This is a genomic window from Mucilaginibacter sp. CSA2-8R, assembly GCF_038806765.1.
Taxonomy (GTDB): Bacteria; Bacteroidota; Bacteroidia; order Sphingobacteriales; family Sphingobacteriaceae; genus Mucilaginibacter.
Window position 1 is genome coordinate 3,280,939 of the sequence record NZ_CP152389.1, and the last position, 25,253, is coordinate 3,306,191.

Annotated in this window: 24 protein-coding genes and 1 tRNA gene; 10 read left to right on the forward strand and 15 right to left on the reverse strand. The window is 44.2% G+C overall.

Features of this window, described 5'->3' with window-relative positions:
* Nucleotides 1-3 precede the first annotated feature (3 nt).
* On the reverse strand, nt 4-1,266 hold the full coding sequence (locus AAGR14_RS14025) for an anhydro-N-acetylmuramic acid kinase (RefSeq protein ID WP_342644852.1): 1,263 nt from the start codon (nt 1,264-1,266) through the stop codon (nt 4-6).
* A 230-nt stretch (nt 1,267-1,496) separates the two neighbouring features.
* Here AAGR14_RS14025 and AAGR14_RS14030 point away from each other — a divergent pair, with 230 nt between their 5' ends.
* The 3 genes from AAGR14_RS14030 to AAGR14_RS14040 all read left to right on the forward strand — a co-directional run bounded on the left by AAGR14_RS14030 (nt 1,497) and on the right by AAGR14_RS14040 (nt 3,334).
* Entirely contained in the window at nt 1,497-2,066 is a 570-nt protein-coding gene (locus AAGR14_RS14030; protein ID WP_342644853.1) for a DUF4251 domain-containing protein, read from the forward strand.
* A gap of 420 nt (nt 2,067-2,486) precedes the next feature.
* The gene (locus tag AAGR14_RS14035) at nt 2,487-2,708 is read left to right on the forward strand and encodes a hypothetical protein (protein ID WP_342644854.1); all 222 of its coding nucleotides are present in this window, start codon (nt 2,487-2,489) and stop codon (nt 2,706-2,708) included.
* 101 nt (nt 2,709-2,809) lie between these two features.
* Entirely contained in the window at nt 2,810-3,334 is a 525-nt protein-coding gene (locus AAGR14_RS14040) for a hypothetical protein (RefSeq protein ID WP_342644855.1), read from the forward strand.
* A 185-nt stretch (nt 3,335-3,519) separates the two neighbouring features.
* On the opposite strand, the gene AAGR14_RS14045 is transcribed toward AAGR14_RS14040, so the two are convergent.
* The 4 genes from AAGR14_RS14045 to AAGR14_RS14060 form a co-directional block, all read right to left on the reverse strand.
* A complete protein-coding gene (locus AAGR14_RS14045) occupies nt 3,520-4,374 on the reverse strand; it encodes a hypothetical protein (protein WP_342644856.1) in 855 nt (284 codons plus the stop codon).
* A 703-nt stretch (nt 4,375-5,077) separates the two neighbouring features.
* Entirely contained in the window at nt 5,078-5,764 is a 687-nt protein-coding gene (locus AAGR14_RS14050) for an arylesterase (RefSeq protein WP_342644857.1), read from the reverse strand.
* Nucleotides 5,765-5,777: 13 nt separating this feature from the next.
* A complete protein-coding gene (locus tag AAGR14_RS14055) occupies nt 5,778-8,342 on the reverse strand; it encodes an FtsX-like permease family protein (RefSeq protein WP_342644858.1) in 2,565 nt (854 codons plus the stop codon).
* The gene (locus AAGR14_RS14060) at nt 8,339-9,031 is read right to left on the reverse strand and encodes an ABC transporter ATP-binding protein (RefSeq protein WP_342644859.1); all 693 of its coding nucleotides are present in this window, start codon (nt 9,029-9,031) and stop codon (nt 8,339-8,341) included. Before AAGR14_RS14060 ends, AAGR14_RS14055 begins: the two co-directional genes overlap by 4 nt.
* Before the next feature lie 328 nt (nt 9,032-9,359).
* On the opposite strand from AAGR14_RS14060, the gene AAGR14_RS14065 reads away from it, so the two are divergent.
* Nucleotides 9,360-9,809: an Rrf2 family transcriptional regulator gene (locus tag AAGR14_RS14065; protein ID WP_342644860.1), complete on the forward strand. Its 450-nt coding sequence runs from the start codon at nt 9,360-9,362 to the stop codon at nt 9,807-9,809.
* A 94-nt stretch (nt 9,810-9,903) separates the two neighbouring features.
* Here the strand turns inward: AAGR14_RS14065 and AAGR14_RS14070 are convergent, their stop codons facing one another.
* From AAGR14_RS14070 to AAGR14_RS14095, 6 genes are all read right to left on the reverse strand, one after another.
* Nucleotides 9,904-10,539, reverse strand: coding sequence for a peroxiredoxin (locus AAGR14_RS14070; RefSeq protein ID WP_342644861.1), 636 nt, complete (start codon nt 10,537-10,539; stop codon nt 9,904-9,906).
* 1,124 nt (nt 10,540-11,663) lie between these two features.
* Nucleotides 11,664-13,028, reverse strand: a complete 1,365-nt coding sequence (locus tag AAGR14_RS14075) for an oligosaccharide flippase family protein (RefSeq protein WP_342644862.1) — start codon at nt 13,026-13,028, stop codon at nt 11,664-11,666.
* A gap of 51 nt (nt 13,029-13,079) precedes the next feature.
* Complete coding sequence (locus AAGR14_RS14080; protein ID WP_342644863.1) at nt 13,080-13,868, reverse strand: glycosyltransferase family 2 protein; 789 nt, start codon at nt 13,866-13,868, stop codon at nt 13,080-13,082.
* A gap of 19 nt (nt 13,869-13,887) precedes the next feature.
* Complete coding sequence (locus AAGR14_RS14085; protein ID WP_342644864.1) at nt 13,888-14,772, reverse strand: glycosyltransferase family 8 protein; 885 nt, start codon at nt 14,770-14,772, stop codon at nt 13,888-13,890.
* A gap of 282 nt (nt 14,773-15,054) precedes the next feature.
* Nucleotides 15,055-15,909 (reverse strand): fumarylacetoacetate hydrolase family protein, encoded by an 855-nt coding sequence (locus AAGR14_RS14090; RefSeq protein WP_342644865.1) that lies wholly within the window; start codon nt 15,907-15,909, stop codon nt 15,055-15,057.
* 157 nt (nt 15,910-16,066) lie between these two features.
* Nucleotides 16,067-16,627 (reverse strand): arylesterase, encoded by a 561-nt coding sequence (locus AAGR14_RS14095; protein WP_342644866.1) that lies wholly within the window; start codon nt 16,625-16,627, stop codon nt 16,067-16,069.
* 109 nt (nt 16,628-16,736) lie between these two features.
* Between AAGR14_RS14095 and AAGR14_RS14100 the strand changes: the two genes are divergently transcribed.
* Complete coding sequence (locus tag AAGR14_RS14100) at nt 16,737-17,552, forward strand: SDR family oxidoreductase (RefSeq protein ID WP_342644867.1); 816 nt, start codon at nt 16,737-16,739, stop codon at nt 17,550-17,552.
* A 103-nt stretch (nt 17,553-17,655) separates the two neighbouring features.
* Nucleotides 17,656-18,711 carry a spore photoproduct lyase family protein gene (locus AAGR14_RS14105; RefSeq protein WP_342644868.1) on the forward strand — a complete coding sequence of 352 codons (1,056 nt, stop codon included), beginning with the start codon at nt 17,656-17,658 and terminating at the stop codon, nt 18,709-18,711.
* Between the two features lie 3 nt (nt 18,712-18,714).
* On the opposite strand, the gene AAGR14_RS14110 is transcribed toward AAGR14_RS14105, so the two are convergent.
* The 4 genes from AAGR14_RS14110 to AAGR14_RS14125 all read right to left on the reverse strand — a co-directional run bounded on the left by AAGR14_RS14110 (nt 18,715) and on the right by AAGR14_RS14125 (nt 21,885).
* Nucleotides 18,715-19,860, reverse strand: coding sequence for a GAF domain-containing protein (locus AAGR14_RS14110; protein WP_342644869.1), 1,146 nt, complete (start codon nt 19,858-19,860; stop codon nt 18,715-18,717).
* Nucleotides 19,861-19,985: 125 nt separating this feature from the next.
* Nucleotides 19,986-20,603 carry a peptide-methionine (S)-S-oxide reductase MsrA gene (gene msrA / locus AAGR14_RS14115; RefSeq protein WP_342644870.1) on the reverse strand — a complete coding sequence of 206 codons (618 nt, stop codon included), beginning with the start codon at nt 20,601-20,603 and terminating at the stop codon, nt 19,986-19,988.
* Between the two features lie 84 nt (nt 20,604-20,687).
* Nucleotides 20,688-20,939, reverse strand: coding sequence for a hypothetical protein (locus AAGR14_RS14120; RefSeq protein WP_342644871.1), 252 nt, complete (start codon nt 20,937-20,939; stop codon nt 20,688-20,690).
* A gap of 76 nt (nt 20,940-21,015) precedes the next feature.
* Nucleotides 21,016-21,885, reverse strand: coding sequence for an MOSC N-terminal beta barrel domain-containing protein (locus tag AAGR14_RS14125; protein WP_342644872.1), 870 nt, complete (start codon nt 21,883-21,885; stop codon nt 21,016-21,018).
* Between the two features lie 121 nt (nt 21,886-22,006).
* On the opposite strand from AAGR14_RS14125, the gene AAGR14_RS14130 reads away from it, so the two are divergent.
* The 4 genes from AAGR14_RS14130 to AAGR14_RS14145 all read left to right on the forward strand — a co-directional run bounded on the left by AAGR14_RS14130 (nt 22,007) and on the right by AAGR14_RS14145 (nt 25,161).
* A tRNA-Arg gene (locus tag AAGR14_RS14130) sits at nt 22,007-22,080 on the forward strand.
* Nucleotides 22,081-22,206: 126 nt separating this feature from the next.
* Nucleotides 22,207-23,427, forward strand: coding sequence for a site-specific integrase (locus tag AAGR14_RS14135; protein WP_342644873.1), 1,221 nt, complete (start codon nt 22,207-22,209; stop codon nt 23,425-23,427).
* Between the two features lie 59 nt (nt 23,428-23,486).
* Nucleotides 23,487-24,641, forward strand: a complete 1,155-nt coding sequence (locus tag AAGR14_RS14140; protein WP_342644874.1) for a hypothetical protein — start codon at nt 23,487-23,489, stop codon at nt 24,639-24,641.
* A 103-nt stretch (nt 24,642-24,744) separates the two neighbouring features.
* On the forward strand, nt 24,745-25,161 hold the full coding sequence (locus AAGR14_RS14145; protein ID WP_342644875.1) for a hypothetical protein: 417 nt from the start codon (nt 24,745-24,747) through the stop codon (nt 25,159-25,161).
* The last annotated feature ends 92 nt before the right edge of the window (nt 25,162-25,253 follow it).

Genomic DNA, 25,253 nt, shown 5'->3' on the forward strand with positions numbered 1-25,253 from the left:
GTTTTAAAGCGGGAAGCTTACCTTACCCATAGAAACCCTCGGGATGCCTGCCGCAGCGCTTAAACTATCCGGACTACCTGCAACCGCCTCATTAGCTAACAGGGCAAATAAAACGGCCTCTTTAGCATCCGGGTTAACACCGAAAACATTGGTGGAGCGGATGGTTTTGCCAAAGTGTTTTTGCAGGTGGCTTAACAGCAAGGGGTTGTACATACCGCCGCCGCTTACGTAAATTTCAAAATTGCTGCCGCTGCCTACCGTTGCCTCAATGGCTTTGATAATACCCCTGGCCGAAAAGGCGGCCAGCGTAGCCAGTACATCATGATGGGATAAACCGGTTTGCGCTGTATTACTTAGCGCCCGGTTGAGGTACGCCAGGTTAAACAATTCGGGGCCGGTAGTTTTTGGAAAAGGTGCTTCGAAGAAGTCGTTTTTCAGCAATTCTTTTAGTAAAACTTCATTAACCTGCCCCTGCGAGGCCAAGGCCGAGTCTTTGTCGTAGTACCGACCGGGATAATGCAGCTGCACATACTGATCCATCAGCGTATTGCCCGGCCCTACATCGGTTGAGAAAAATCCGGCCGGCTGCCCGGCTGGCAGATAGGTAAAGTTGGCTATACCGCCAATATTTAGCAGTACACGACTTTCGTGCGGGTCGGAAAAAATCAAATAATCACCGTATACGGCCAGTGGGGCGCCTTCTCCACCCCCGGCAATGTGTTTTTGACGGAAATCGCTCAGGGTAATGATGCCGGTTTTTACGCTCAGGTGGTCGGCATCACCAATTTGCAGGGTGGCGTTGTCATAATGATCATCAGGGTGCAGGTGCTTGGGCGCATGAAATATGGTTTGCCCATGGCTGGCAATCAGGTCCACGTCATCAGCTGTTAGTCCCCAGTCGGCTAAGCATTCGTTTATCAGTTCGGCGTAATAGGTACCAATGTAGGCGTTAAGCACCGTTACTTTTTCAAGGTCGGCCTGGCGGCTGACAAAAACAGATTTTATTTCTTCTTTAAACTGCGGAGTGTATTCTTTAGTGATGAAATTTTGGATACTGACAGGTGCCCCCGGGCCACTGCCGGTAAACTGGCACAAGGCAATATCCAGCCCGTCGAACGACGTGCCTGACATTAAGCCAATGATAGTACGAACGGGTTTAGCCGCAATAGTATATAACTTTTGGATGTTTACATTCATAAAAATTAACAGGGAAAGCAGAGAACGGATGATGCCATACCTTACCGGCAGACCAACCGGTCTATTCATCGGTTAAATTAGCTTTACATTAACTTAAATGCAAATTACTTTCAATTTTTTATTGAAGTTTGGAGAGCTTATATGCAGCCAATATAATTGGTATGTACTTCTTTAGATAGTGCGCCACTAACTAAACCTACTGCCCTATTTTAAGTCTAATAAAACGTAGTTGCCAAACAAATTGCAGACTACGCTACTTCTAATATTATTTACCTGGTAACTTCTTGAAACACATAACCATGAAATTATTAAAACATATTTTGCTTACGGCTTGCCTTATTGCGGCTGGCACCATTTTAACCTACGCTCAGGATACCACCAAACGCGAGACCCGTGCCGAACGCAAGGCTATGAAAGAGGCCGACGTGAAGAAGCTATTGGAAAGCCGCCGGTTTGTTTTCCAGGCGCAGTATGCCAACCCACTGGGTGGCGGCGTAACTACGCTGAACGGGCGCTTGTTCAATATATCGCCAAACGGCACCGGGCATATTTATTTAAACTATAATTACGATTTAAAAATCCGCCCCGACTCGGTAATTGCCTACCTGCCCTACTACGGCCGCGCCCAGTTTGACGCCGGTTATAACGCTAACTCTACCGACAATGGCGTAATGTTTAAGTCGACCAAGTTTGATTACACCAGTAAGGTAAACAAAAAGGGTATTACTACAATTGTGATCAACCCGCAGGATGCTAAGTATAACCGCAAGTTAACACTTTCGGTATCACCCGAAGGCTATGCCAACTTGAGCGTGATTATTACCAACCGGTCGGCGATTACGTATGATGGGTATATATCGGAAAAGTAATTGTTTTTGTTGTTGATATGATGGCCAGTGAGTTATGCTTAGCGGCCATTTTTGTATTTATTAAGAGTGATTAGATATTAGTAGCTACGGTGCAACCTGCGCCATATAATGTCCTTTTTAAATATCTTACTCTTATTATTTATGATATGAATTTATCAGCTCATTATTAATATATTTACCTTCAACAATCTTATCATCAGCCGAAACCATGAAACTTAGAAACTTCCATTACTATCAAAACCCGTAGCAAATCAACCTGAATGTTTACAAAGATTTTCGCCAGGAGTTCTCTGTTAATCAGCAGCAAGTGTATCAGTCTTTCCCAAAGGGTAACACTAATAGAAACTTGTTCACATAACGCTGAGCGATTTTGAGAATAGCAAAGCTCTAATCAACACATTTTTGAAAAGCTATAGCTTAATGAAGAATAAGGAGGCCAGTAAAATTGCTTTTCTCTCGAGCGAATGCATCTTTGCGGTACTTCACCGGAATGAGCACATTCTTAAGGACAAGATTGAGTATATCAAAATCAACACTGCAATTAACTGCTCATTTAATAACGTCACAGACAGCACCATAATTAAAAAAGCTAAATTTAATAACGATTGGACATACGAGATCGCTGAGCGGGAAATTGAATGAGATGATGATCAAAACACTGGTTTAGATCAAAATCATCATCTTGACTCATGTTCTGCCGCTAGTATAAGACCTAACTACAGTTACTTTTTACGCTTATTCTTTTGAGAAACTTAATATACTCTATAACTATTGCGCTTTTTATTAGCTCACAATTTGGATGCAATAACTTTGAAAAGAAGTTTTATAGGGCTATTGAAGATGGTGAAAACCGGGCAATCAAAACTCGAAATCCTACTACTTTTGATTTAACATCAGTAACCGATTTTCAATGGGACAGTGTTCTTTTAATTAAAGGTAACGAAAGCGTTCCAATTTTTTCCGAAGACATAGAGACTTCCTTACATCGAAAAACGACTGATTTACCGGTTTTAAGAGACCGTTTCTACTTTTTACAACATAATAAATCGTTAATTGTCAAAGAAATAAAGAGCAGTTTTAATTCAAATTATCCAGACTATGATCTTGAATCGTGCATGATCGATTCTACTCATTACCGTGAATGGTTATCAAGGCGAGAATGCAAATTCAAATTGATGACAAACAGTTTTACAAAGGGTCGCGGAACTATATTTCTATTCCCGCCTTGCAAAACGTTTATTATTCCGGATAGCCTTTTTGTTAATTAAGCAACGTCTTTTCCAAGTAAAATCACTGAAAATAATTGCCTTTACCATTCGAGTGATAAAATTTACATAGCAAGTATAAACTGGCTGATGATCAATGAAATCCAACAAATTCCAGCTACACTTGCGCTGCAATAGTATAAACTATCTGTATCAGCAAAACTATTCGCCTATATAGCGCTCCCCGATCAAAACTTCAACCCAACCCCCATCTCAAAATACAACACCGACGAATTATTAGACAGCCCTACCGCCCTGGCTACGGCGCCTGATTTAAACCCGTTTTGGACGATGGCGTAAGTGGGTGTAAAATGGGCAATGAAATGCTTGATTTTATAGTCAAACGGTACCGAAATTTCGTAATCAAGCAACTGGAACTGGTTAAGCCGGCTTTCGAAGGTGTTCATGAGCGCTAATTGTCTTTCGGTTTGGTTGGTCTTGCGTTCAATGTAAGCTTCGTAGAAATTTTGCGTGCCCCAGTTAACCGATACCGTGGGCGAAATAATTAAAGCATCTTTTTTATCGAATACATTGTGGCTGATAAAATCGTGTGATAGGCCGGCGTTCAGAAAAATATCGTTGGCCACACCCCGATTATTCAGGCTGTAATCTACGCTGACGCTTGGGGTGATGATATGATCGATATTATAATCCAGGTTAAAGTTAAAAATGTTGGTCATAGAAGCACCTACCAGGGTGCTGTTGGCGTTGTAAAACATTTTGCTGTAGGATATGCCGCCTTCAAGGTTTCGGGTGAGGTCGAAATCGTAACCGGCGGTCAGGCTCCCGCCGTTGATTCGGTCTTTTTTAAGCCCCGGTACAATGTCCATGTCACCGGCAAAGTATAAACCCGATGCAAACATATACTTAAAGTCCGGACTTATAATAGGCACCGCCTTTCGGCCTGTGCGGCCCATAAAAACGTTATTACTCAAAAATTGAGTACCAATTTGGAGGGATGATTTTTGGTCGGCCTGACCGGTAGAATCGGGCCGGGCCTGACTAAACGCACTATAGCTCAATATGGTTAGCAAGCTAACCATCAACAGTTTACAATAATTAGGATACATAGCAAAAAACAGGGTCCGGAAAAACTAAAACTTACTTGCGCTTTCGCGGGTCAATGATAGTTAATCAGATACTAATAAGCGGGTTGACCAAATTAGTTTTAACTTAGAATTGAGGGTGGTGAAAAGGCTGTTGCAGTTGGAGTGCTAAATTTATTACCAATGTAATAGTGGATAACTCGTTAACCTTACACAAAAGCTACATCTGGATGTGCTTGTCGGATAAAAATGATAGATTAGCTTCTAATCAATTAACCTTATATTGAAAAAAATTCGCATCGCTGGAATATGTGTCGTACTGCTGGGTTTAGGCATGTTATCACTTGGAGCATCTATATTTTCATATCAAGGCAGCTACCGAAATCCATGGTTAAGCAAAGCGGGCGAATTTTCATTTTTTTTCTGGTTTCCTACCGTCATCATCGGTATTTATCTTATAAAATCAGGCCGAAGCAAAAATTCGGTTTCATAACTTTTGCTTTATAAAAATTTAAGTCTAGGCAATACACTCCCACATATAAAAAAACGCGTCATTGCGAGGTACGAAGCAATCTCTTTAGGACGGGCGAACCCTGTACCGGTTTAAAAATGCTTACCGTTAAACGCTGGCTAAGCTTAAAGAGATGGCGCCCGTACCTCGCAATGACGAGGTTATACAAAATTTATTTTTAACCCGGCGTTACAACACCCCCTTCAAAATCGACCACACGTTGCCGGCCACTATTTTGGCGCCTTCGGCGGTGGGGTGTATGCCGTCGGCCTGGTTTAGTTTGGGGTTGCCACCTACGCCTTCCAGCAAAAACGGAATCAGCAGCATATCATTTTTTACGGCCAGTTTGGGGAACACGTCCCTGAACTGTTTGGCATAACTTACGCCCATACTTGTCGGAATCTGCATGCCGGCCATTACCAATTTAGCGTTGGGGTATTTGCCTTTTACCTTATCAATAATGGCTTGCAGGTTGCGGTTGGTTTCGGCCACGGGTATGCCACGCAGGCCGTCGTTAGCACCCAGTTCGAGCACAAAAACATCTACCTTTTGCTTTAGCACCCAATCAATACGGCTACGGCCGCCGGCACTGGTTTCGCCGCTGTTTCCGGCGTTCACCACCTTGTAAGGGAAACCTTCCTGCGTAATCTTTTTCTGGATTACGCTCGGGTAGGCATCGGTAGCCGGGTCGTCCAGGCCGTAACCTGCGGTTAGGCTATCACCAAAAAACAGCACCGTTTTGGTGGGTTTAGAGGTACTGTCCTTAGCTGCGGTCTGTTTAGTTTCGCTTTCCGTAGCTGTATTATAAGTATTCTGACAGGCAGCCAGGCTCATCAGGCCTGCCAATAGAAAGGTTTTTATATTGAGTATTTGCATAGTTATATTCTGCTTATGTATCTGATCGGAGCACCTCCAGCGGCGGGCGGTTAAGCACGCCCCTGCTGTTGAGCAAACCAATAATAATAGTTAACGCCACGGTTAAACCAAACAGTATGCCAGCCGGTGCATAACTAACGTCGAAAGGTATTTCGAAACTATATTTAGCCAGCAGCCAACTACCGGCAATAGCAATTACAATACCCGTAAGGGCCGATAACGCTCCTAAAAACAGGTATTCGAGTGCTGTAATAACCAGTATTTGCTTACGGCTGCCGCCCAGGGTACGCAGCAGCACGCTCTCTTTAATGCGCTGGTATTTGCTTATGCGTACCGAGGCAATCAATACGATAATGCCTGTAGCAATACTAAAGCCGCTCATAAATTTAATCACGTAACTAATTTTGTCCAGTATCTCATCCAATACGGTGAGCACCAGGCCCAAATCAACTATAGATACGTTGGGGTAACCGCGCACCACTGCCTGCTGATATTGTGCCGACACTGCGCTGGATGGCACGTGTGTTAACAGCACATGTGTTTGCGGTGCCTGCTCGAGTGCCCCGGTCGGAAACACCACCTGAAAATTGGTTTGCACCTTGTTCCAGTTCACCTTTCTAAAGCTGGCTACATAGGTATCCATAGGTGTACCCTGCACGTTAAACACCAGCTTGTCATTCAGCTTAAGTTTTAGCCGACGCGCCAGCCGCTCATCAACCGATACTGGTATATCCTCGCCGTCTTTCGCCTTGCCTATCCATTTGCCTTCGGCTATTTTTTCGGACGAGGTTAAAAAGTCGCGGTAAGTTACCCGGTATTCGTAACCGTAGGCCCGTCGCATTTTGTCGGCCGTTGTATCTTTAGGTAACGATGCCGACGTTTTGCCATTAATGCTTTCGAGCTTGATGCTGATAATAGGCACCTGCTGTATTACCGGCAGTTTAAACTGTTTGGTAATGCTTAAAACGCCTTTTTCCTGATTGGTCTGGATATCAAACAATATCATGTTGGGCTGGTTGCCGCTGGTAGACAGCGTAACCTGCTTAATGAGCAGCGCCTGAACAAAAATTAACAAACAGATAAAAGCTGTACTTAACCCGATAGATACCATCAAAATGACGGTTTGGTTATTGGGCCGGTACAGGTTGGCAAAGCCCTGGCGCACCAGGTAGCTCCAGGAAGCCTTCATCACCAGTTTAATTACCCGCATTAACAGCAAAGCGGTTAGGGTAAGCAGTAAAAAAGACACCAACAGCGCAGCCGTAAATGCAGCACTGGCCTGCCACGATTGTAATTGCAGGTAACTAAACCCAACCACAAAACCCAGTATCAGCAGGTAAACCAGCCAGCGCAACGGGTCGCGACCGGTAGGTGCATCCTCAAAAGCCGAACGCAGTGTATTTAACGGCGATATATTACGAATGCTGATTAGCGGCAACAACGCAAACAGCACCGAAACAATGATACCCAAAACTACGCCCTGGCCAACAGCCATCCACGATATGGTAGTGGTAATTTCGAACGGCAAAAAATCTTTAAATACCACCGGCAGCACCAGCTGCACCACGGCACCCAAAAAAGCACCGATTACCGAACCGATAAGTCCGATGCCCGCTATCTGGATTAAAAATATAAGAAATGCCTCGGAGGCTCTAACGCCCAGGCAACGCAAAATGGCGATGGAGGCTACTTTTTCGCGCACATAAATTTGGGTGGCACTGGCCACGCCAATACAGCCTAACAGCAGGGCAATAAACCCAACTAAGGATAAAAAGCGGTTCAGATCACTAAAGGCACGGCCGGTACTGTCTTTACGGGTTTGGATGGTTTCGTAATGCAGGCTGTTTTTGTCCAGCCGGTCGTCCAACCTGTCGGCCAGTTTGTCTACGTCGGTTTTACTGTTAAATTTATAGTAATAGTTGTAAGAGATACGGCTACCGTTGCCCAACAACCCGGTCGAGTCCAGGTATTGCATGGGTATATATACCACCGGCGCCACCCCTGCTGCCAGTCCGGTTTGCCCCGGCGCCTGGTTAAGCACCCCGGCAATCTGAAAGGTAAGCTTGCCTATTTTAACCGAATCGTTAATATGTGCCTTGTATTGCTGCATCAGCGCAGCGTCTACCAGCGCATATTTGCCCTCTTTAAAATCTGTTGATGCTTTTGCAGGTGTAGTCTCTATACTGCCATAGTAAGGATAGCTACCTTGCAGCGCTTTGATTTGCACCAGGCGGGTATCATTACTTTTAGTAAAGTACACCATTGATGCAAAGTTGCGTTCTTGCGAGCGGCTGTCGCCCAGGCTATCCAGCAAAGGCTGTATTTTTTTATCGGGTGCCCGGTTGCCCGAAATCACCAGGTCGGCCCCCACCAGCGTGGCGGCCTGTGAATCGATGTCGGCACGCAGGTTGTAACCAAACGAGTAGATGGCTACCAGCGCAGCAATGCCCAGTACTATAGACGAAATAAACAAAAATAAGCGCGACCGGTTACGACGACTATCGCGCCAGGCCATGGTAAACAGCCAGCTCCATTTAATGGGGCGGCTTAAGTTATGCTGATCAGACGCTGTGCTCATAAACCGTTAGCTGTTTTTTGGTCTGATACCAGCTTACCGCCTTTAATGCTGAGGATGCGTTGCGTTTTACGGGCAAGTTCCAAGTCGTGCGTAACCACCACCAGCGTGGTGCCGGCATCTTTGTTTAAATCAAATAAAAGCTTTTGCACCCGCTCGCCGGTTTCGGCATCCAGGTTACCGGTAGGCTCGTCGGCAAACAAAATTTGAGGTGCGTTAGAAAAAGCGCGTGCAATAGATACCCGTTGCTGCTCGCCGCCCGACAATTGTGTCGGAAAATGATGACTGCGCCCGGCCAGCCCCACTTTATCGAGCAAATCCATAGCACGGGCCTTAATATCCCGCTCGCCCCGCAGCTCAAGCGGTACCATCACGTTCTCCAGCGCAGTTAAGGTAGGCAGCAACTGGAAGTTTTGAAATATGAACCCCACATGCTGGTTGCGCACCTGCGCACGCTTATCCTCGCTCAGGTTATTCAGGTTGATGTTGTTGAGCACTACCTCGCCGGTACTGGCACGGTCTAAGCCGGCACACAGGCCCAGCAGCGTAGTTTTACCACTCCCGGACGGGCCCACAATGGCGTTGGTAGAACCCGTGGTAATCGAAAAATTAATATCATCAAGCACCGAAAGCGTTTTGCCGGCGCTGTTGTAGGTTTTACTTAAATGAGTAATATTCAGGATGCTTTCCACAAACAGTAATTTAATTTTATATATATCATAGACTTTGTGCCAGCGTATATGTTACAACGCCCTTAGCAGCAAAATCTGTAATAAGCCGGGTTAAAAGGTGTATTTACCATTACTGACAATACACTGACCAACGTACCATAACCCCATGCATACATGTACCGGGTTGGCAATGCAGTAACAATTGCAATGGCATAACGTTTACCTTAATGTGCCTGCATTAATTTTGGACTTAAGCCCTTGCTTTAAGGTATGACAACAGCTACTATAATGGCAGAATGCTAATTGCCTGCGATTTTTTTAATATAATTGTATTTATTTAGTGTAATCTATGCTATCAAAAAAGACTAAGTATGCTATTAAAGCGCTGATTGTTATGGGTAAAAACCAAGACAAGCCGCCTATGCAGATTGCACAAATTGCCGAGCTGGAAAAGATACCTAAAAAGTTTTTAGAGGTGATATTGCTGGAGATGCGTAAAGCCGGGTTTTTATATAGCAAAAAAGGTGCAGGAGGCGGTTACGCGCTTAATAAAGACCCCAAGGATATTTACCTGGTTAACGTACTGCGTATTACCGACGGTCCCATTGCTATGGTGCCCTGCGCAAGCCTCAACTTTTATCACCGCTGCGAGGAGTGCCACAACGAGTCTACCTGCGGCATCCGCAGCATGTTTTTAGACATCCGCGACGCGACGCTTAAAATATTATCAGAAACCAGTATTGCCGATCTGATTGCCAAAGAGACTGCCCTGGGCGACTCGGCTTTGGTTGATTTGTAAACGCCTTTACGGTTAATTAAAAAGCCGGAGTTTATGCAGATTAATTTGCATAAGCTCCGGCTTTTTAGTGAAGCCTAAATTAACGTGCAATCAATTATTTGTTAGGCTGTGGCGTCATTCGCAAATAGGGCTTGATGACGGTATGTCCTTTTGGAAACTTAGCCGGCACATCTTCATCTTTTACGGCGGGTGTAATTACCACGTCCTCACCCTGTTTCCAATCGGCAGGTGTAGCCACGCTGTAGTTAGCGGTTAGCTGCAAAGAGTCGATTACCCTTAAAATTTCCTGAAAGTTACGGCCGGTTGATGCAGGGTAGCTAATAATCAGCTTGATAGTTTTATCGGGTGCAATTACAAACAGCGACCTTACGGTAGCGGTAGCAGACGCATTTGGGTGAATCATATCATACGCCTCGGCAATCTCGCGGCTTTCGTCGCCGATGATTGGGAAATTCACCTCCACATCCTGGGTTTCGTTAATATCGTCAATCCAGCCGTAGTGAGATTCGACCGAGTCAACGCTCAGTGCCGCAACTTTTACATTGCGCTTTTCAAATTCGTCTTTTAAGGCGGCGGTACGGCCCAGTTCGGTGGTACAAACCGGTGTGTAATCGGCAGGGTGCGAAAACAACACGCCCCAGCTATCACCTAAAAATTCGTAAAAATCTATTTCGCCTTTTGATGTTTTGGCTTTGAAGTTTGGGGCTTTATCGCCCAATCGTAAACTCATATGGGTTTGATTTAAGTAGTAAACGCTATAATAACCCCTGCCCTGCACCATTGTTAGCAGGGCTAATGGATTATGACAAATATATAAAGGTTTAGATAATGTCTATGAAAAAGGTAGATTATTTTACGTATGGTTGATAGGAGCACAATCCTTTAATTATGTTATTTAAGTCGTTTATGCTAAGTAATGAAAGTTTTTACAATTTTGACTTAAGTTAGTGGTGCTCCACCTACTTCGTCTGCTCTTGGCCGCAGGGGCCAGTTACTTTTGTCATAGCCACAAAAGTAACCAAAAAGGCCTAGCTGTTGCGATCACCTCACACCCGCACATGCCCATCGCTGGCCCGGGCGCAACAGCGGGCCATTGCGCTCTTTTTTCTGAACAGAAATCTGAACCTGAATTTTATCAGAATTTGATGAATTTACAGAAATGAATATCATTTTGTAAAGTCAAAGTCCTCCCTTCAGCTGGAGATTTAGGTGGGACTGTTCGCTGCCGCAGGCCTATCCTCCAGCCTTGTGGTATACAAGGCGGTTAAAACGCCGGATATACCTGTCAGCGGACCACAAGCCAGGAGGCTTGCGGCAGCAATTAATCAAAATCTCTTCATTCAGAGGGCTGGAAGCTTCGTCATCCTCCCCAGCTTCGGCCGAAATGCGGGCAGCACATGGTGGCCTGTGTGTAAAGGCAGAGGCCTCTTAGATTTTGCTGAAGCGTAGGCTATGTGTGCGAAGCAGGGGCAAAATGTAAGCAGCCTGTGGTGCTGTCCGGCTTTGCAGCGCAATGGCCTCGTGCGGCAAAGAAGCAAGCGGGAGGTGACTTGAATTTTTGCTTCTTTTGTTTCAAGACAAAAGAAGTAGCCATCCGCGGCAATGAGCGGACGAAGTGAATTCATTACCACAGCCTTGTGTCAAAAGCGTAGAAACCGAAATTAGATAGCTCAGGGTACGCTGCTACGAATTCAGTACGACTATCAGTTTGTTGATATCTCAACCTATCGCTCCAACTCACCGCGAGTATCAAGTTGTCTCATTAGCATTCGACATGACATGATTTTTTATAAGCTTTTCATCGTGAATCGACTTACGGACTCAACGGACTTCCTCACTCAGGGACTCGCCCCACTACTCAGACGCTATACTCTTCTTCTTTCTTACCATCGCTAAGCTATCCTTAATTAACCATTGCGTTTCGAGCCAGCCTATTTTATAGACGTCCCAAAGGTTGAACTTTTCGTAACGCTGCAGCCAGTTGTAGCTGATGACCAAACCGGTGAGGATAGGCAGTATGGTAGCGAAAGCTACACCGTATACGTTGCCAAAAATCCACACGCCTAAGAAGTCGCCGATGACGTTGGCGGCCAGCATAAAGATGAGTTTAATCATATTTACCTTAGGCTGGTTAATGGCATCCAAAGTAAGGGCCATAAAGCGCTCTACCGGGTACAGCAAAGCAAAAGTCATAAACACCCTGAACACGTTGGCCGCAGGCGTAGCCAGGTACTTTTTATCAACAATCCAGATGGCTACCTCGGCAAAAAACAGGGAGCCGATGACCACCGGTATTAAGATGACAGTGAGTAGTCCGGAGTATTTTTTGAGCAGATAGATAACGTGATACTTATTATCCTGGTTATACGCTGCTGATAAGGGCGGCATAATGGTAGCCGCAAAGCTGCGTAAAGGTATTTCTACCAGTTCCATCAGTCTCAAACCCAGGTTGTATACCGCCAAACTGCCCGGGCCTAACATGAAGTTAATAATGGCTGTATCCGAATATCGGAACAAGTTACTGCCCAGCGATGTGCCTACGCTGTATTTACCGAAGGCAAACAAGGCTTTAACCGTTTGGGTGGATTTTTTAAAAATGGTATCTACCCTGGCCCAGCCAAAAACAATGGTGGCTAAACTGGTTATACTACCGGCGGCAAAGCCCGAGTAAACCACATTCATGAAGTTAATGTGCTTGGTTACAATCAGCGCCAGTACCATTACAATAGATAAACCTGTACTAATAACCCGGATGTACAGCAGCCGGTCAAAACGCTGTTCGGCCTGCGCCACGCAGCTGGCAATAAACGAGGGAAGCGTAAAAATAAAGATCAGCCCGAACCAGTGCATAAACAGGTTTAAGCCTTCATCTTTAATCTGGAACGGAACGGCCAGGTAAACCAGATTAACAACTACAAACAACGCAGTTACCAGCAAGGCTAAAAACCAGGCCGAGCCGGCCACCTCTGCTGCACGCTCTTTGGCCGTACCTGCATAAGAGGTTATAAATGCAGTAGTTAGCAGCCCGGCCCTAAAGGTATCTACCAACCCTACCGTACCCTGAAAAAAGAACCACACTCCCATCTCGTCTACCTTGAGGTAGTTAAACAGTACGGCAACCAGCACCATGTTGAGCACCGACATTACGGCGTTGCCCACCAGGTTAATTATATGAGGGTTTCTCAGTTTATCAAGTATCTGCTTAATCTTAGCCAGCATCAGCGCTTAGGGGTGTTAATTAGGGTGGGTATGGATAGTAAAAAAGAAGGCTTATTTCATGCGCTTTAACTGCATAGAGCTGTTAACAACCTTGCCAACCAGGTACATGCGGCGCAAGGTAGTTATGGGTAAAGAGTTGCTCAGCTTCCATTTGCTGCGCACCATGGTATTAGGCTCAATAGCGCCTGCCTCGTGCAAAAACAAATCCGGACCGTTAAACATCAGGGCCTTGCCGCCCTTTTGGATAAACTTTAAACACATGTTGTATTCGGTTGGATCGCCGCGCTGGCCTTCAACATACCGGCCAAATTTTTCAAAATAGTTGCTGCGGCGCAGGTGCGGATGGTCGCTGTAAATGCGGAATTTTAAGTGGTTCATGTGCCACACATAAGGCTTAAAAAGCATTTTAGCGTAGCCGTACTTATAATTTTGCAGGTACGGGAACGGCGCCCACGGGAAAGTGTAAAAGCGAATCATGTCCCAGCTTTCATTATCCATCAGGTTTACCGCATTGTTAAAGTTAACAGCAAACTCAGGTGTAGGCTCAAAATCTTCCTGCACGTACAGGGTGTACGGCGAGGTTACAGCATCTTGCCCTTTGTTAATATTATTACCCAAACCTTTATTTACCGGCGTGGTAATCAGCCTGAAACCGTATTTGGCCTGAAGCTCTTTCACGTAGTTGAGGTGTGCAGGTTTACTGCCATCATCAGACACCACGATTTCGTCAAAGCCTAAGCTTTCCTCGGTGCACCGCTTTAATAAATGCTCTAATGATTTACTGCGGTTATAATGTGTAACCAGCATGGTTACCCGGTCGAATTGATATTTTGCCGACATTGAAATTGATATATTTTGATTAACCGGTTACTTTTCTAAGAAAGCGTCTGATCATGCGCACCCTGCGGGTAAATGCCCCTACCATTTTAAAATTGCGCCAGGCCGTTTGGTTCAGGTACTCAAAAAAGATGTCCTTATATTTTTGGCTATAGGTATAATTGGTATAAATGGGCTTATTACCTATGTAATGCAAGAGCTTGGCGCCGGGCTTGTCGTTATCCACTAAATGGTTCCATTCCGGGTCCAGAGGCAGCCAGCGGTTAGCCAGCACGGCATTCAAACAATACTGGTCGCCGTATACAATATGTTTCTGGTATTTAACAGCGGCATCAAGTGCTTTGCCGCAAACATCAAACTCGTTCCATTTTTTAAGGTTGATGAGCAACAAACCCGCATTAAGGTACGGGTCGTCGGCTTTGAAACCCAACTCAGCGTAGTTGCGCACGCCTCCACCCCATGAGCAGCCCAGCGTTTTAATACCCGGATCCTGCACGGCGGCAATGATGTTATCGCCAAAATCAACATCCCATAGCTCATCAATGTTACCTAACACAATCATATCCGAATCCAGGTAAAGCACCCGTTCGGTACCCTCAGGGATAAACGTATGCACAAACAAACGAAAAAACGTAGTAACCGGCAGGGCGGCATTGTTAAAGTATGGGATGGTTACTTTGCCAACCACATCTTTAACGAGTAAAAACTTCAGTGTAATTTCGCTGCTGGTTATGGAGCTAACCAGTTTTTGCCGGTTGGCCGCATTAATACCGTCATCAATAATGTAGATGTCTTTTTGCGAACCGGCCGAATTTATTTCCAACGATTTGATAGATGCTGCCAGCAACGGAACAAAGTTATTATCGCAAGCATAAACAACACTTAAACGCCTGTCGGTATTAGTCATATAGTTATATAGGGATACGTGTTAAAATTATAGGGCGTAGTTAGTTGTTGCCGGCCATCATTGGGTTGGTATAATACCTTTACACTAATGGTTTAACAACGCTGCTGTTAGGCTTAAATACGCTATTTAGCACGTTGTACGTACAAGCACAGCTTAGTGTTATACCCATTAACACATAAAAACAGGGGGCGCTTTATTGGGCCAGGCTGCTTAAACGGCAGTAAACAAAAACACCTGCATCTTCCGTAGAAAACGCAGGTGTTTAAATCAATTTTGTACTTGTTATTTGCTATAAGCTACTACCGTTTGCTTTTGAGTGCCCAGGCCGTCAATACCCAGCTCAATTACGTCGCCTGGTTTAAGGTAAACCGGAGGGTTAAAGCCCAGGCCTACGCCAGCCGGTGTTCCGGTTGATATTACATCGCCGGGCAGCAATGTCATAAACTGACTTACGTACGAAATAAGGAATGGTATTTTAAAAATCAGGTTAGCCGTGGTGCCGTCCTGCATTGTTTTCCCGTTAACACTCAGCCACAAACGCAGGTTATCTACATCACTTACTTCATCTGCGGTAGACAAAAACGGACCTAACGGTGCAAAGGTATCACAACCTTTACCTTTATCCCAGGTACCGTTCCGCTCTAACTGAAATTCGCGCTCGGATACATCATTATGCAGCACATAACCGGCAATGCATTCAGCAGCTTCGGCTTCATCTACGTAGCTTGCTTTTTTACCAATAACTACCGCCAACTCCACTTCCCAATCAGTTTTTACCGAGTTTTTTGGGATCATTACGTTATCATCCGGGCCCACTACCGCAGTGGTACTTTTCATAAACAATACCGGCTCGGGTGGCAGTGGTGCTCCGGTTTCTTTGGCATGGTCGGCGTAATTAAGGCCGATGCATAACAGCTTTGAAGGGCGCGCTACAGGGCTGCCCAAGCGTGCATCCTCATCAGCCACGGGCAAGTTAGTACCATGCTCTTCTATGATGGCCGCCAGTTTGGCCAGCCCGTCGGTTTCAAAAAATGTTTCATTATAATCCGGAATAAAGCCCGATACGTCGTAACGTTTGTCGTTGATGATTACCCCTGGCTTTTCCTGATTGGCGTGGCCAAATCTGATTAATTTCATGTGCTTATGTATTGGTATTTTCAGGTTTTTAAAGTAACCGCTTTAGTTTTATCCCTACAAGACATTTCGGCTAATTATCAAAAATAATACACCTGACTGATGTTAATATGATGGACAGCAGATGAGGATGAACAGAAAATGACCACTGCATTACCCCTTAAAATGCCAGTAACGGCCTGATGACCGGCCATATCTTTCCGGCAATGATTTGGTAACCCGCTGCTGTAGGGTGTAAACCATCGCGCAGGTTCAGGTGGGCAATGCCAGCCACGCCATCTAACAAAAAAGGCACAAAGGCCATTTGGTTAGCTTTGGCCACCTGTGCAAACACAGCCCGGTATGTGGCTGCAAAGGCACCGGGTATCCAGCCCGGTAACTCCATACCCAACAGCAGCATTTTGGCGTGCGGCCAGGCTGCTTTAACCTTATCTACGATAGCCTGCAGGTTTTTAGCCGTAGTTTGCGGCGGTATACCGCGCAATATATCATTAGCGCCCAGTTCTAACACAAACACATCTATTGGTTGGTGCAGCAGCAAATTAATACGGGCTAAACCGCCGGTAGTAGTTTCGCCGCTTACGCCCGCATTAATGATGTGGTAAGGCAAGCCTTCAGTTTTAATTTTGTTTTGTATAAGCGCCGGTAACGATTCCAGCGAAACGTTGGCCAGGCCATAACCCGCAGTCAGACTGTCGCCAAAAAAAAGAATATTTTTCAAATGAACTCCTGTTAGTACAATGTATAATAACGCACAACCCCGGCACTTCTGATATGTTTTATGAGCAAAAGCTACCGTTATTGACGTTAATCTGTTTAATTTTGAAACCATGATCAGTATTTTAGGTTGCGGATGGTTCGGCTTTGCTTTAGCGCAGGCCCTGGTTAAAAACGGCACGCCTGTAAAAGGCTCCACCACCACGGCCGAAGGGCACGAACGCTTGCGCGCAGCCGGCATTCAGCCTTACACGGTTAAAGTAACAGCTGCCGGCATTGATGCCGACAATGATTTTTTTAATTGTGAGGTATTAGTGATCAGCATTCCACCTAAATTGCGCAGCGGCGAAACCGACTACGCCGAAAAAATAGCACAGATTGCTCAAAAGGTGGCAGAGCATCAAATACAAAAAGTTATTTACATTAGTTCGACCGGTGTATACCCGGAGTGCAACTGTACGGTAGATGAGGAAACGCAGCCCCAGCCTGACACCGAATCGGGCCGGGTACTGGCAGATGCCGAAAACCGGCTGATGAACCACACAGCTTTTAAAACCGCCATTATCCGTTTTGGCGGACTGGTAGGCCCGGGCCGGCATCCGGGACGGTTTTTTGGCGGCAAAAGCAATATTCCCAACGGGCAGGCACCGGTCAACTTAATTCATTTGCAAGATTGTATAGGCATTACCCTCAGCATTTTATCTAATGACGCCTTTGGCTATATATTTAATGCTGTTGCCCCGCACCATCCGCAAAAACAACACTTTTATACCCGGGCGGCACAGGATGCAGGGTTGCCTCTCCCCCACTTTACAGACGAGCTGGGCAGTTGGAAAACAGTTAATAGTATCAACATTGCCGAAGTGTTACAGTACAATTTTAAAGTGGCCGATTGGGATGCTTGTTTTGGAGATAGTCTGTTTGCCTGATAAGTTCGCTTGTTAAAAGTGCAATAGTTTTTTGCTGCTTCTTATTAAATCATTAAACCACTGGCATGGTTATTATACCTGTATAGTATCTATTTAGCATTACATGCCCGAGTTTAAGCCCCAACAAATATTATATACTGCAGATGCTCTGAACGAGCAGGGCAAACGCATTACCGAACAATACCCCGGCGCAGAACAGGTACCTATTAAACAGCATAACCGCCTGCCTGATGCCGAAGATTTTAATTATTACAAAGCCAAATCGGATTTACTGGTGCTGGGCAAACTTAAATCGCTGGATATTAAATACAGCGGACGCAGTTCTGACTTCATTGCGCCTAGCCTGGCCAACGGCTGCTTTGGCGCCTGCACCTACTGCTATGTAGATCGGCACAAGGCTATTAACCCTATCACCGTGTTTACTAATACGGATGAGATGATGGCTAAAATTGACCAGCATGCCATGGCCCTGCCCTGGCCCAAGCCACGTAACCAAACCGATGCCGTTTACTATACGTATGATGTGGGCTGTAACTCGGATGTGGCCATTGACTACGACATATCGCCGGGCGTGGCCGATTTGTTTAAGTTTTACATAGCACACCCACGGGCCAAGGCTACCTTTGCTACCAAGTTTGTAAACCGTAATTTACTGGACGTTGACCCTAAGCGTAAAATAAGGATCCGGTTTAGTTTGATGCCGCAGGAAGTGAGCCGCCTGGTGGATGTGCGTACCGATAGCATTGAAAAACGACTGCAAGCCATTAATGATTTTTACGAAGCCGGTTATGAGGTTCATGTTAATTTTTCGCCGGTAATAGTGTATGACCGCTTGCGGGGTATTGACCGCGACTGGCGCGACGATTACCGCGAACTGTTTAGGCAACTCAATGCAGCAGTAACCGATGAAGTAAAAAAGCAGATGCAATGCGAGGTGATATTTTTAACGCACAACCAGCAACAACACTTAGTTAACGTAGAACTGAACCCTAAAGCTGAAGAGTTACTATGGATGCCTGATTTTCAGGAAACTAAACGCAGCAGTTATGGAGGAATAAACATCAGGTACAAACATCAGCTTAAAGCACGAATGATTGACCGTTTTGTTGAGATGCTCACTGAAGAGATACCCTGGTGCGGAATACGCTATATTTTTTAAAACTTATGCATTAGTTGTGTCATCAATACCATTAAGACGCAACTCCGACTCGTGCACAATATCCTTTATTTTGGAGTCCAGCTCGTTAATGGTAATCTCAATCATGGGGTAGCAGCTGTTAAAAACATAATTTTCGTCTAACTTTAAAACCTCCATTAGCCCCAGCAAAGAGGCTACCGGCCGGCGCAACTCATGCGATTGTATAGTGGCTATGCGTTGCAGCGCTGCATTTTGCTGGTTAATAAAGTCAGCATCCCGTTTACGAACCGTAATATCGGTAGCATTAATAACTACGCCAATGATATCGTTATTGGCCCCACGGGCGGGCTCAAAGGTAACATCAAACCACAACGAGGTATCTCCATGCTGTTTAACGTTCCATTCTACGTTGGTAACTTTACCTTTAAGAGCCAGCTCCACATACTCTACCAGCCGCGAGGCTGATTCTTGACTTACCACCGTTAATAAATGGACACCAACTTTGATATTTTTGTTGTAGCTGGCATAAATGTAGTTGGCAGCAGCTTTATTGTAAGCCATTACTTCCATCTGGCTGCCTATCAGCAAGTGTACATCTTTAGAGCTGTCAAATACGGCCTTTAGTTTTAGTTCAGATTGTTCGGCCTGTTTTTTTTGCTCCTGGGTGTTTAAGTTTTGCTCAATAAGGCTGTGCATGCTCCAGTTTAACTCGATAAGGTTAAGTACCTGCTTGCTGATTACTTTGAGCGAGTTGATCTGCACCTCGGTTAACATAAGCGGCTCGGTATGCATTACACACAATGTACCAATAGAGTGCCCATCAAAAGTAACGAGCGGCATGCCTACATACGAGCGTATAAAAGGTGCATTTTTAACGGCTGGCAAATTGGCAAAACGGCTGTCTGTAGTAGCATCCTGCAAAATAAAAAGTTGGTTGGATTTGATAGTCTGGTCGCAAAAAGACAGGTGGCGCTCCATACGTTGTAAATCGCCAATGCCTGTACTTGCTTTAAACCATTGGGTTTGCTCATCAATAACACTTACCAGCGCCACGGGCACATTGCAAATGTTGGCTATCAGATTTACTAAGTCGGTCAGGTCTTTTTTTATTCCAGTATCTAAGGTCTTAAATCGTGCTACTGCCCTAAGCCGCTCGTTTTCGTTCATCATAAATCCCAAGGATTACACCCGTTAAAACTGAGTTAATTTTGAGACAAAATAAAACTATTTTTTAACAAAAGTGTAATCCTGACATTTATTTTAAAGCTAAAAAAATCGATTTCATAATAAAGAAACTATAATTTAAGCTTCTGTTTAAAAACCTTTTCCAGCTTATCTACCTTGGGCTGTATAACCATGCGGCAATAAGGCTGTTTACCGTTAAGGTTAAAATAATTTTGATGGTAGTTTTCGGCTACGTAGAAATTTGTGAACGGATCAATTGTCGTCACAATGGGATCCGGATAAACTTTTTGCTTGTTGAGCTCAGTTTTATAAGCCTCGGCCATAGCCTTTTGTGCGGCATTATGGTAAAAAATAACCGACCGGTACTGCGTACCCTCATCTGCCCCCTGGCGGTTAAGCGTGGTTGGGTCATGCATGGTCCAGAAAATTTCCAGTAAATCTTTGTACGATATGATATCTGGCTGATAGGTAACCTGCACCGCCTCGGCGTGGCCGGTAGTGCCTGTACAAACATCCTCGTACGACGGATTTTTAACCGTGCCCCCGGCATACCCCGACTCTACCTTGACAACACCTTTAATACGTTGAAAAACCGCCTCCGAGCACCAAAAGCAGCCCATGCCAAAGGTGGCCTTTTCGGTGCCTGCAGCAGCGTTTTGCGCCGCCGCAGGTTTAAAGTTTATTAATACTGCAAATAACAGCAGGAAAGCAATTTTGAGTTTATTCATAACTCCATATACGTAAATGCCTGCCGCTTTAGTTTACCTGCATTGGTTTTTGACAGAACGCTGATGCCCTGCCACCGGCGCCGGTTAGGCGTTGTAACTATGCTCGGCTATGTGTTGCCCCAGGTGCTGTATCTGTTCGGCATCCAGCAGCAGGGCAGCATGTGCATGCGGCTCGTATATCCAGATGTTATTTTCGTTTTTAAAAATACAGCCACAAAGCTGATCGCAATAATACAGATCATAAACGTCAGCCTTGTCGGTTTCATTGCGGGGCTGCACCATCACCGCCATCGGGCGGTCTTTCATGGGGATATCTACTTCGAAGGATTGTGTCATAATGTTTATTAACCTTTTAACGTCAACTTGGTTCGCCAAACGGGCAACAAAATTACACAAGGCTGTTATTAGCTATCTATTTTGGAGCAGATACCTTGCTCAACAACTCCTTGTCCAGGTTGATGACCTGCAACTCATCGCCCACGCTAATGGTACCCACCCCCTCGTGCACAAGATTTTGGCCCAGATAAACCTTTTTACCAAACCGGCGGTAACCACTTAGCGTTTTTAAGGGCTCGGCATTTACCTCGGCCGTTTGCTGGTTAACTCCTACCATAACGCAGCGGGCACAAGGTTTTACGCCATAAAAATGGATATCGCCTATGGAAAAATGCGCCATCTCATCTTCGTGATATGGCCCGGTACCGCTGATGACTATGTTGGGCCGGAAACGGTCGAAACCGACCGGATCAGTTAAGCGGCTGTTTAAATCCATCAGTGAGGCCTCGCCAATGAGCAGCATGGGATAAGCATCAGCAAACGAGGTAATTTGCTCAGGCTTGGCGTAACGCGGATCTACCGGGCGCAGGCTGGCATCGTCCATGTAAACCAGGCGGCAGTGTAGGTCCAGCTTTCGGCTAAACCAGGCATCGGCAGCATCGCTCACCCGTATGCCGGTACAGGTATCGTCCCAAATGGTTACGGTTAGCTGTTCCTGCGTTTGTGGTGTAAACGGAACTATAAACACGTCCTGTGTTGGAGTATGCGTTACCACTATCCCCTCGCCGGTCAGCTGTAATGCAAACAGCGCCATTGGCGGCGTAGTACGCTGCGACATGAAGCGGTTGTTAGGATCTACCAGTACCCAGCGCCTGTCGTGCTGCAAGCCGCGTGTGGTTACCTGAGCCCCGGGCAGTACAATACCGCCTAACGATTTAATAGGATAAATAAACAACCGGCTGATGTGTGGCATATGCGTTTGCTGATGGCTGGCAAATATAGCCAAAATGGCCCTGTAAAAATATTACCCCGATTGTGTTTGCCAGTATCAACCCAAATATGCATATTTGCACCGCTCAAAGTATAAGTGATTTCGCTCAAAAAGCCTAACACTAATTTGGAGTGATGGTCCCATAGCTCAGCTGGATAGAGCAACTGCCTTCTAAGCAGTAGGTCTCAGGTTCGAATCCTGATGGGATCACTTAGAAGCCTTCTCAGTTTGAGAGGGCTTTTTTTGTTAGGTGTTATTTATCGTCAAACGAGGATATCTAATGACTGTTTGTTTGCACATAGTTTGCACAAACAGGGTAGCCATGACAACATTTTCATGGTTACTTACAAAATTCTTCTTGATACAAGAAGACCTAAAACTGACGGTACCTATCCCGTTCAAATCAGAATTACTTTTAACCGACAAAGCAGCACATCAAACACGGGAGTGTTTATTACATCAGACGCATGGAGCAAAGATCATAGTAAAGTCTTACCTGTCCACCCCAATGCTCAACTTTTAAATAAAAAAATTACGGAGGCATACCTTAAGGTTCAGAAGACTGTATTAGAGATTGACAACAACTTTTCCTTTGATGAATTAAAAGACCGCTTAAATGATAATTATAAAGCTACAAAGGTTATTACTACACGGCTGTTTGCAGATTATGCACAACAGCTCATCGACGAACTTATCGCTTCCAACAAAGCTGGAAACGCCTTAGTATACCAAGTAGCTGTTAAACGTTTTAACAATTTCACCAACAATACAAAGCTTCGTTTTACGGATATCAATTATGCTCTACTGGAAAGCTACAAACGCCGACTGATGAAGGACGGTGTCAGGCAAAACACAATAAGTAATTACTTCAGAACACTCAGAGCAATATATAACAAAGCGGTAAAGGCAAAACTAGTTGATAAATCCCATTATCCGTTCTTAGATATACCGATCAAGACTGAACGTACGACAAAAAGGGCTCTTAATGCTGTTAGCTTGCAAAAGTTTTTCAAACATGACGTTAAACCGAATTCACCTCGATGGCATGCACACAATTATTTTACAATCAGCTTTTGTCTCATTGGAGCTTCATTTATTGATTTAGCGTATCTTACGAATGAAAACATTAAAAATGGCAGGATAATATATCGAAGAAGAAAAACCGGACAACAACTAACTATTAAGCTTCACCCAAAGGCACAGGAAATCTTGTCTTATTATAAAAGGGCTAATGAAAAGTATTTATTACCCATACTGCCTCCTGACATAATTGAGGACGGCATGAGAGCAAAATACATTATCATGCAGGCAATTAAACAGACAAATAAACACTTAAAAAATATTGCTACTGACTGTGGAGTTAATGATGAGGTGACTACTTACGTAGCAAGACATAGTTGGGCCACAACTGCCAAACGTTTAGGTTATTCAATTGAATTGATTTCTGAAGCATTAGGCCATGAGCATGGTAACAAAATTACAAATATCTACCTAGATGCCTTTGACCAAGATATTATTGATGCTGCAAACAATCGTATAATACAGTTACTTGAATAAATACCTTTTAATGGTAGCAGGGTAACAAGCTCTGCTACCTTGCGTACCTTTGGTAAATTATGAAAGTATATTACCCTAAAAGTGAAAATGAACTGTTACTTTTTCTTTTAGCTCGATGTCAGAAAACTTTAAATAAGCATGATATAAATGATCCGATTGCCCGGTTTAAACTTAATAACATCGATTTTAGAGTTTTGCTTAACTTATATACTGACCTGTTCCCGCAACCAATTATTGACAGCTACGGTCGTTTACCAAGCGTGAAGAGGAAAAAACTCGTTATTCCAAGCCATACCCTATGCATAGACTCTAAGCTAATTCAGCATCACAAATTATTTAATCGCTATGGGATGCTGTTTGACAAATTGATTGAAGGGGATTTAAATGAGACACAGTACCAAGAAGAAATCCAATCATTAAACAAAAGTATCATAACCGACATAAGAGCCAATTTCGAAGAAGCTGTGCTCTGTACTCTTAAAAGCAAAAAAACCTTAAAACCTCATATCGATACGCTTCTTTTTGTTTGCCTTTACTTTTACAATACAATATGGGATGCTGATGGATTGACTTTTAATAGTGCCGTTGCTGTTAATAACAGCATATCCAATCTAACTTTTGCTGAGCAACCTTATTATTTTAGAATGCACAAGCAAATAAGGGATATAAGTCAATTACTATTTGATTATTACAGTGCACAGTCGACATCGCCTTACGAGATAAATTTTGTTGTCAACAAACGCCCACACCCAATTAACGACCCAGTATCCAATAATTGGATAATTCAATCATTGATAAAAAGTATTAAAGATGGCAATTCCCCTATAAGTTTTGATTACTTAGGCTATCAATTATCTTGTTTACTCAAAGAAAAAGACAAATTAGAAAGTAGCGAATTTCTAAATAATTTAAAACGCTTTTCTACGCTTGAACTACCCGACCATATTAACGAGAAACGGATTGCTGTTCGTCAATTTTGCTTGGAAATACATAAAGTTTTCACTTACTATTTAGGATTAGATATAGAAAGTTTTGATGGTAAAAGAAGTAAAATTTATCATAACATATTATTAGCTTTTCAAATGGATGATTTTAACAATTATATGCGTAACAGCGACCGCATAGAAAACAAATCTTCCAGAGCGGATGCTGCCAGCAATCGATTAGGAGCATTACTTAGAGGCGAAAACACAATGGAGTCAAAACGCAAGTAAGGACTCCCATGAGTTGTCAAATGCTACTTGCATTTGCTATTGCAATTTTGGATTGGCAAATCTAAGGGAATGGTTCCCTCGATTACAAGCCATGTAAAATCCAATGGACATATTCCAAAAATTTTTCGGATCACCCGAACCTAATGTAAAGGTACAACACCTGTCACTTTTTAAAGAAGACAATGAAAATGGAGGTAAATTTAGCAAACTTACTTTTATACCCGATCTTCAAAAAGCAGCGAAGATACGTCCGTCTTTAGTTGTTCATAGCCAAAAACTAATTGACTTTATGCAAGCTAAGCGTCGGTTTGCCAGTGCTCCTACTCAATCCTTTGATAAAGGAATAAGTGTCACTTGGTGTCACATTCGCTATGGCAATACTACCGTCCGGCTCTGCGTACCAAATATAGAAGGTATGGCTGAACTTATAGAAGATTACGAGCATGGCCGAATCGTAGTTAATCAAACTTTTGAAGAACTGATGCAACAAGCAGCCGGTGTTGTTACTCAACAAAACTAATCTATTTAGGGAGGAGAACTCTTCTCCTCCACTTTTTAAATCGTTTAATCTATATAGATAACAGTACACCATCATGTACTGAGAAAAACTTT

Coding starts and splice junctions, on each gene's coding strand:
- AAGR14_RS14065 (WP_342644860.1), top strand. CDS start 9,360: ATGCTATCAAAAAAGACTAAGTATGCTATTAAAGCGCTGATTGTTATG.
- AAGR14_RS14145 (WP_342644875.1), top strand. CDS start 24,745: ATGGACATATTCCAAAAATTTTTCGGATCACCCGAACCTAATGTAAAG.
- AAGR14_RS14055 (WP_342644858.1), bottom strand. CDS start 8,342: ATGAGCACAGCGTCTGATCAGCATAACTTAAGCCGCCCCATTAAATGG.
- AAGR14_RS14070 (WP_342644861.1), bottom strand. CDS start 10,539: ATGAGTTTACGATTGGGCGATAAAGCCCCAAACTTCAAAGCCAAAACA.
- AAGR14_RS14050 (WP_342644857.1), bottom strand. CDS start 5,764: ATGCAAATACTCAATATAAAAACCTTTCTATTGGCAGGCCTGATGAGC.
- AAGR14_RS14110 (WP_342644869.1), bottom strand. CDS start 19,860: ATGATGAACGAAAACGAGCGGCTTAGGGCAGTAGCACGATTTAAGACC.
- AAGR14_RS14140 (WP_342644874.1), top strand. CDS start 23,487: ATGAAAGTATATTACCCTAAAAGTGAAAATGAACTGTTACTTTTTCTT.
- AAGR14_RS14025 (WP_342644852.1), bottom strand. CDS start 1,266: ATGAATAGACCGGTTGGTCTGCCGGTAAGGTATGGCATCATCCGTTCT.
- msrA (WP_342644870.1), bottom strand. CDS start 20,603: ATGAATAAACTCAAAATTGCTTTCCTGCTGTTATTTGCAGTATTAATA.
- AAGR14_RS14085 (WP_342644864.1), bottom strand. CDS start 14,772: ATGACTAATACCGACAGGCGTTTAAGTGTTGTTTATGCTTGCGATAAT.
- AAGR14_RS14135 (WP_342644873.1), top strand. CDS start 22,207: ATGGTTACTTACAAAATTCTTCTTGATACAAGAAGACCTAAAACTGAC.
- AAGR14_RS14120 (WP_342644871.1), bottom strand. CDS start 20,939: ATGACACAATCCTTCGAAGTAGATATCCCCATGAAAGACCGCCCGATG.
- AAGR14_RS14030 (WP_342644853.1), top strand. CDS start 1,497: ATGAAATTATTAAAACATATTTTGCTTACGGCTTGCCTTATTGCGGCT.
- AAGR14_RS14045 (WP_342644856.1), bottom strand. CDS start 4,374: ATGGTTAGCTTGCTAACCATATTGAGCTATAGTGCGTTTAGTCAGGCC.
- AAGR14_RS14075 (WP_342644862.1), bottom strand. CDS start 13,028: ATGCTGGCTAAGATTAAGCAGATACTTGATAAACTGAGAAACCCTCAT.
- AAGR14_RS14090 (WP_342644865.1), bottom strand. CDS start 15,909: ATGAAATTAATCAGATTTGGCCACGCCAATCAGGAAAAGCCAGGGGTA.
- AAGR14_RS14080 (WP_342644863.1), bottom strand. CDS start 13,868: ATGTCGGCAAAATATCAATTCGACCGGGTAACCATGCTGGTTACACAT.
- AAGR14_RS14100 (WP_342644867.1), top strand. CDS start 16,737: ATGATCAGTATTTTAGGTTGCGGATGGTTCGGCTTTGCTTTAGCGCAG.
- AAGR14_RS14035 (WP_342644854.1), top strand. CDS start 2,487: ATGAAGAATAAGGAGGCCAGTAAAATTGCTTTTCTCTCGAGCGAATGC.
- AAGR14_RS14105 (WP_342644868.1), top strand. CDS start 17,656: ATGCCCGAGTTTAAGCCCCAACAAATATTATATACTGCAGATGCTCTG.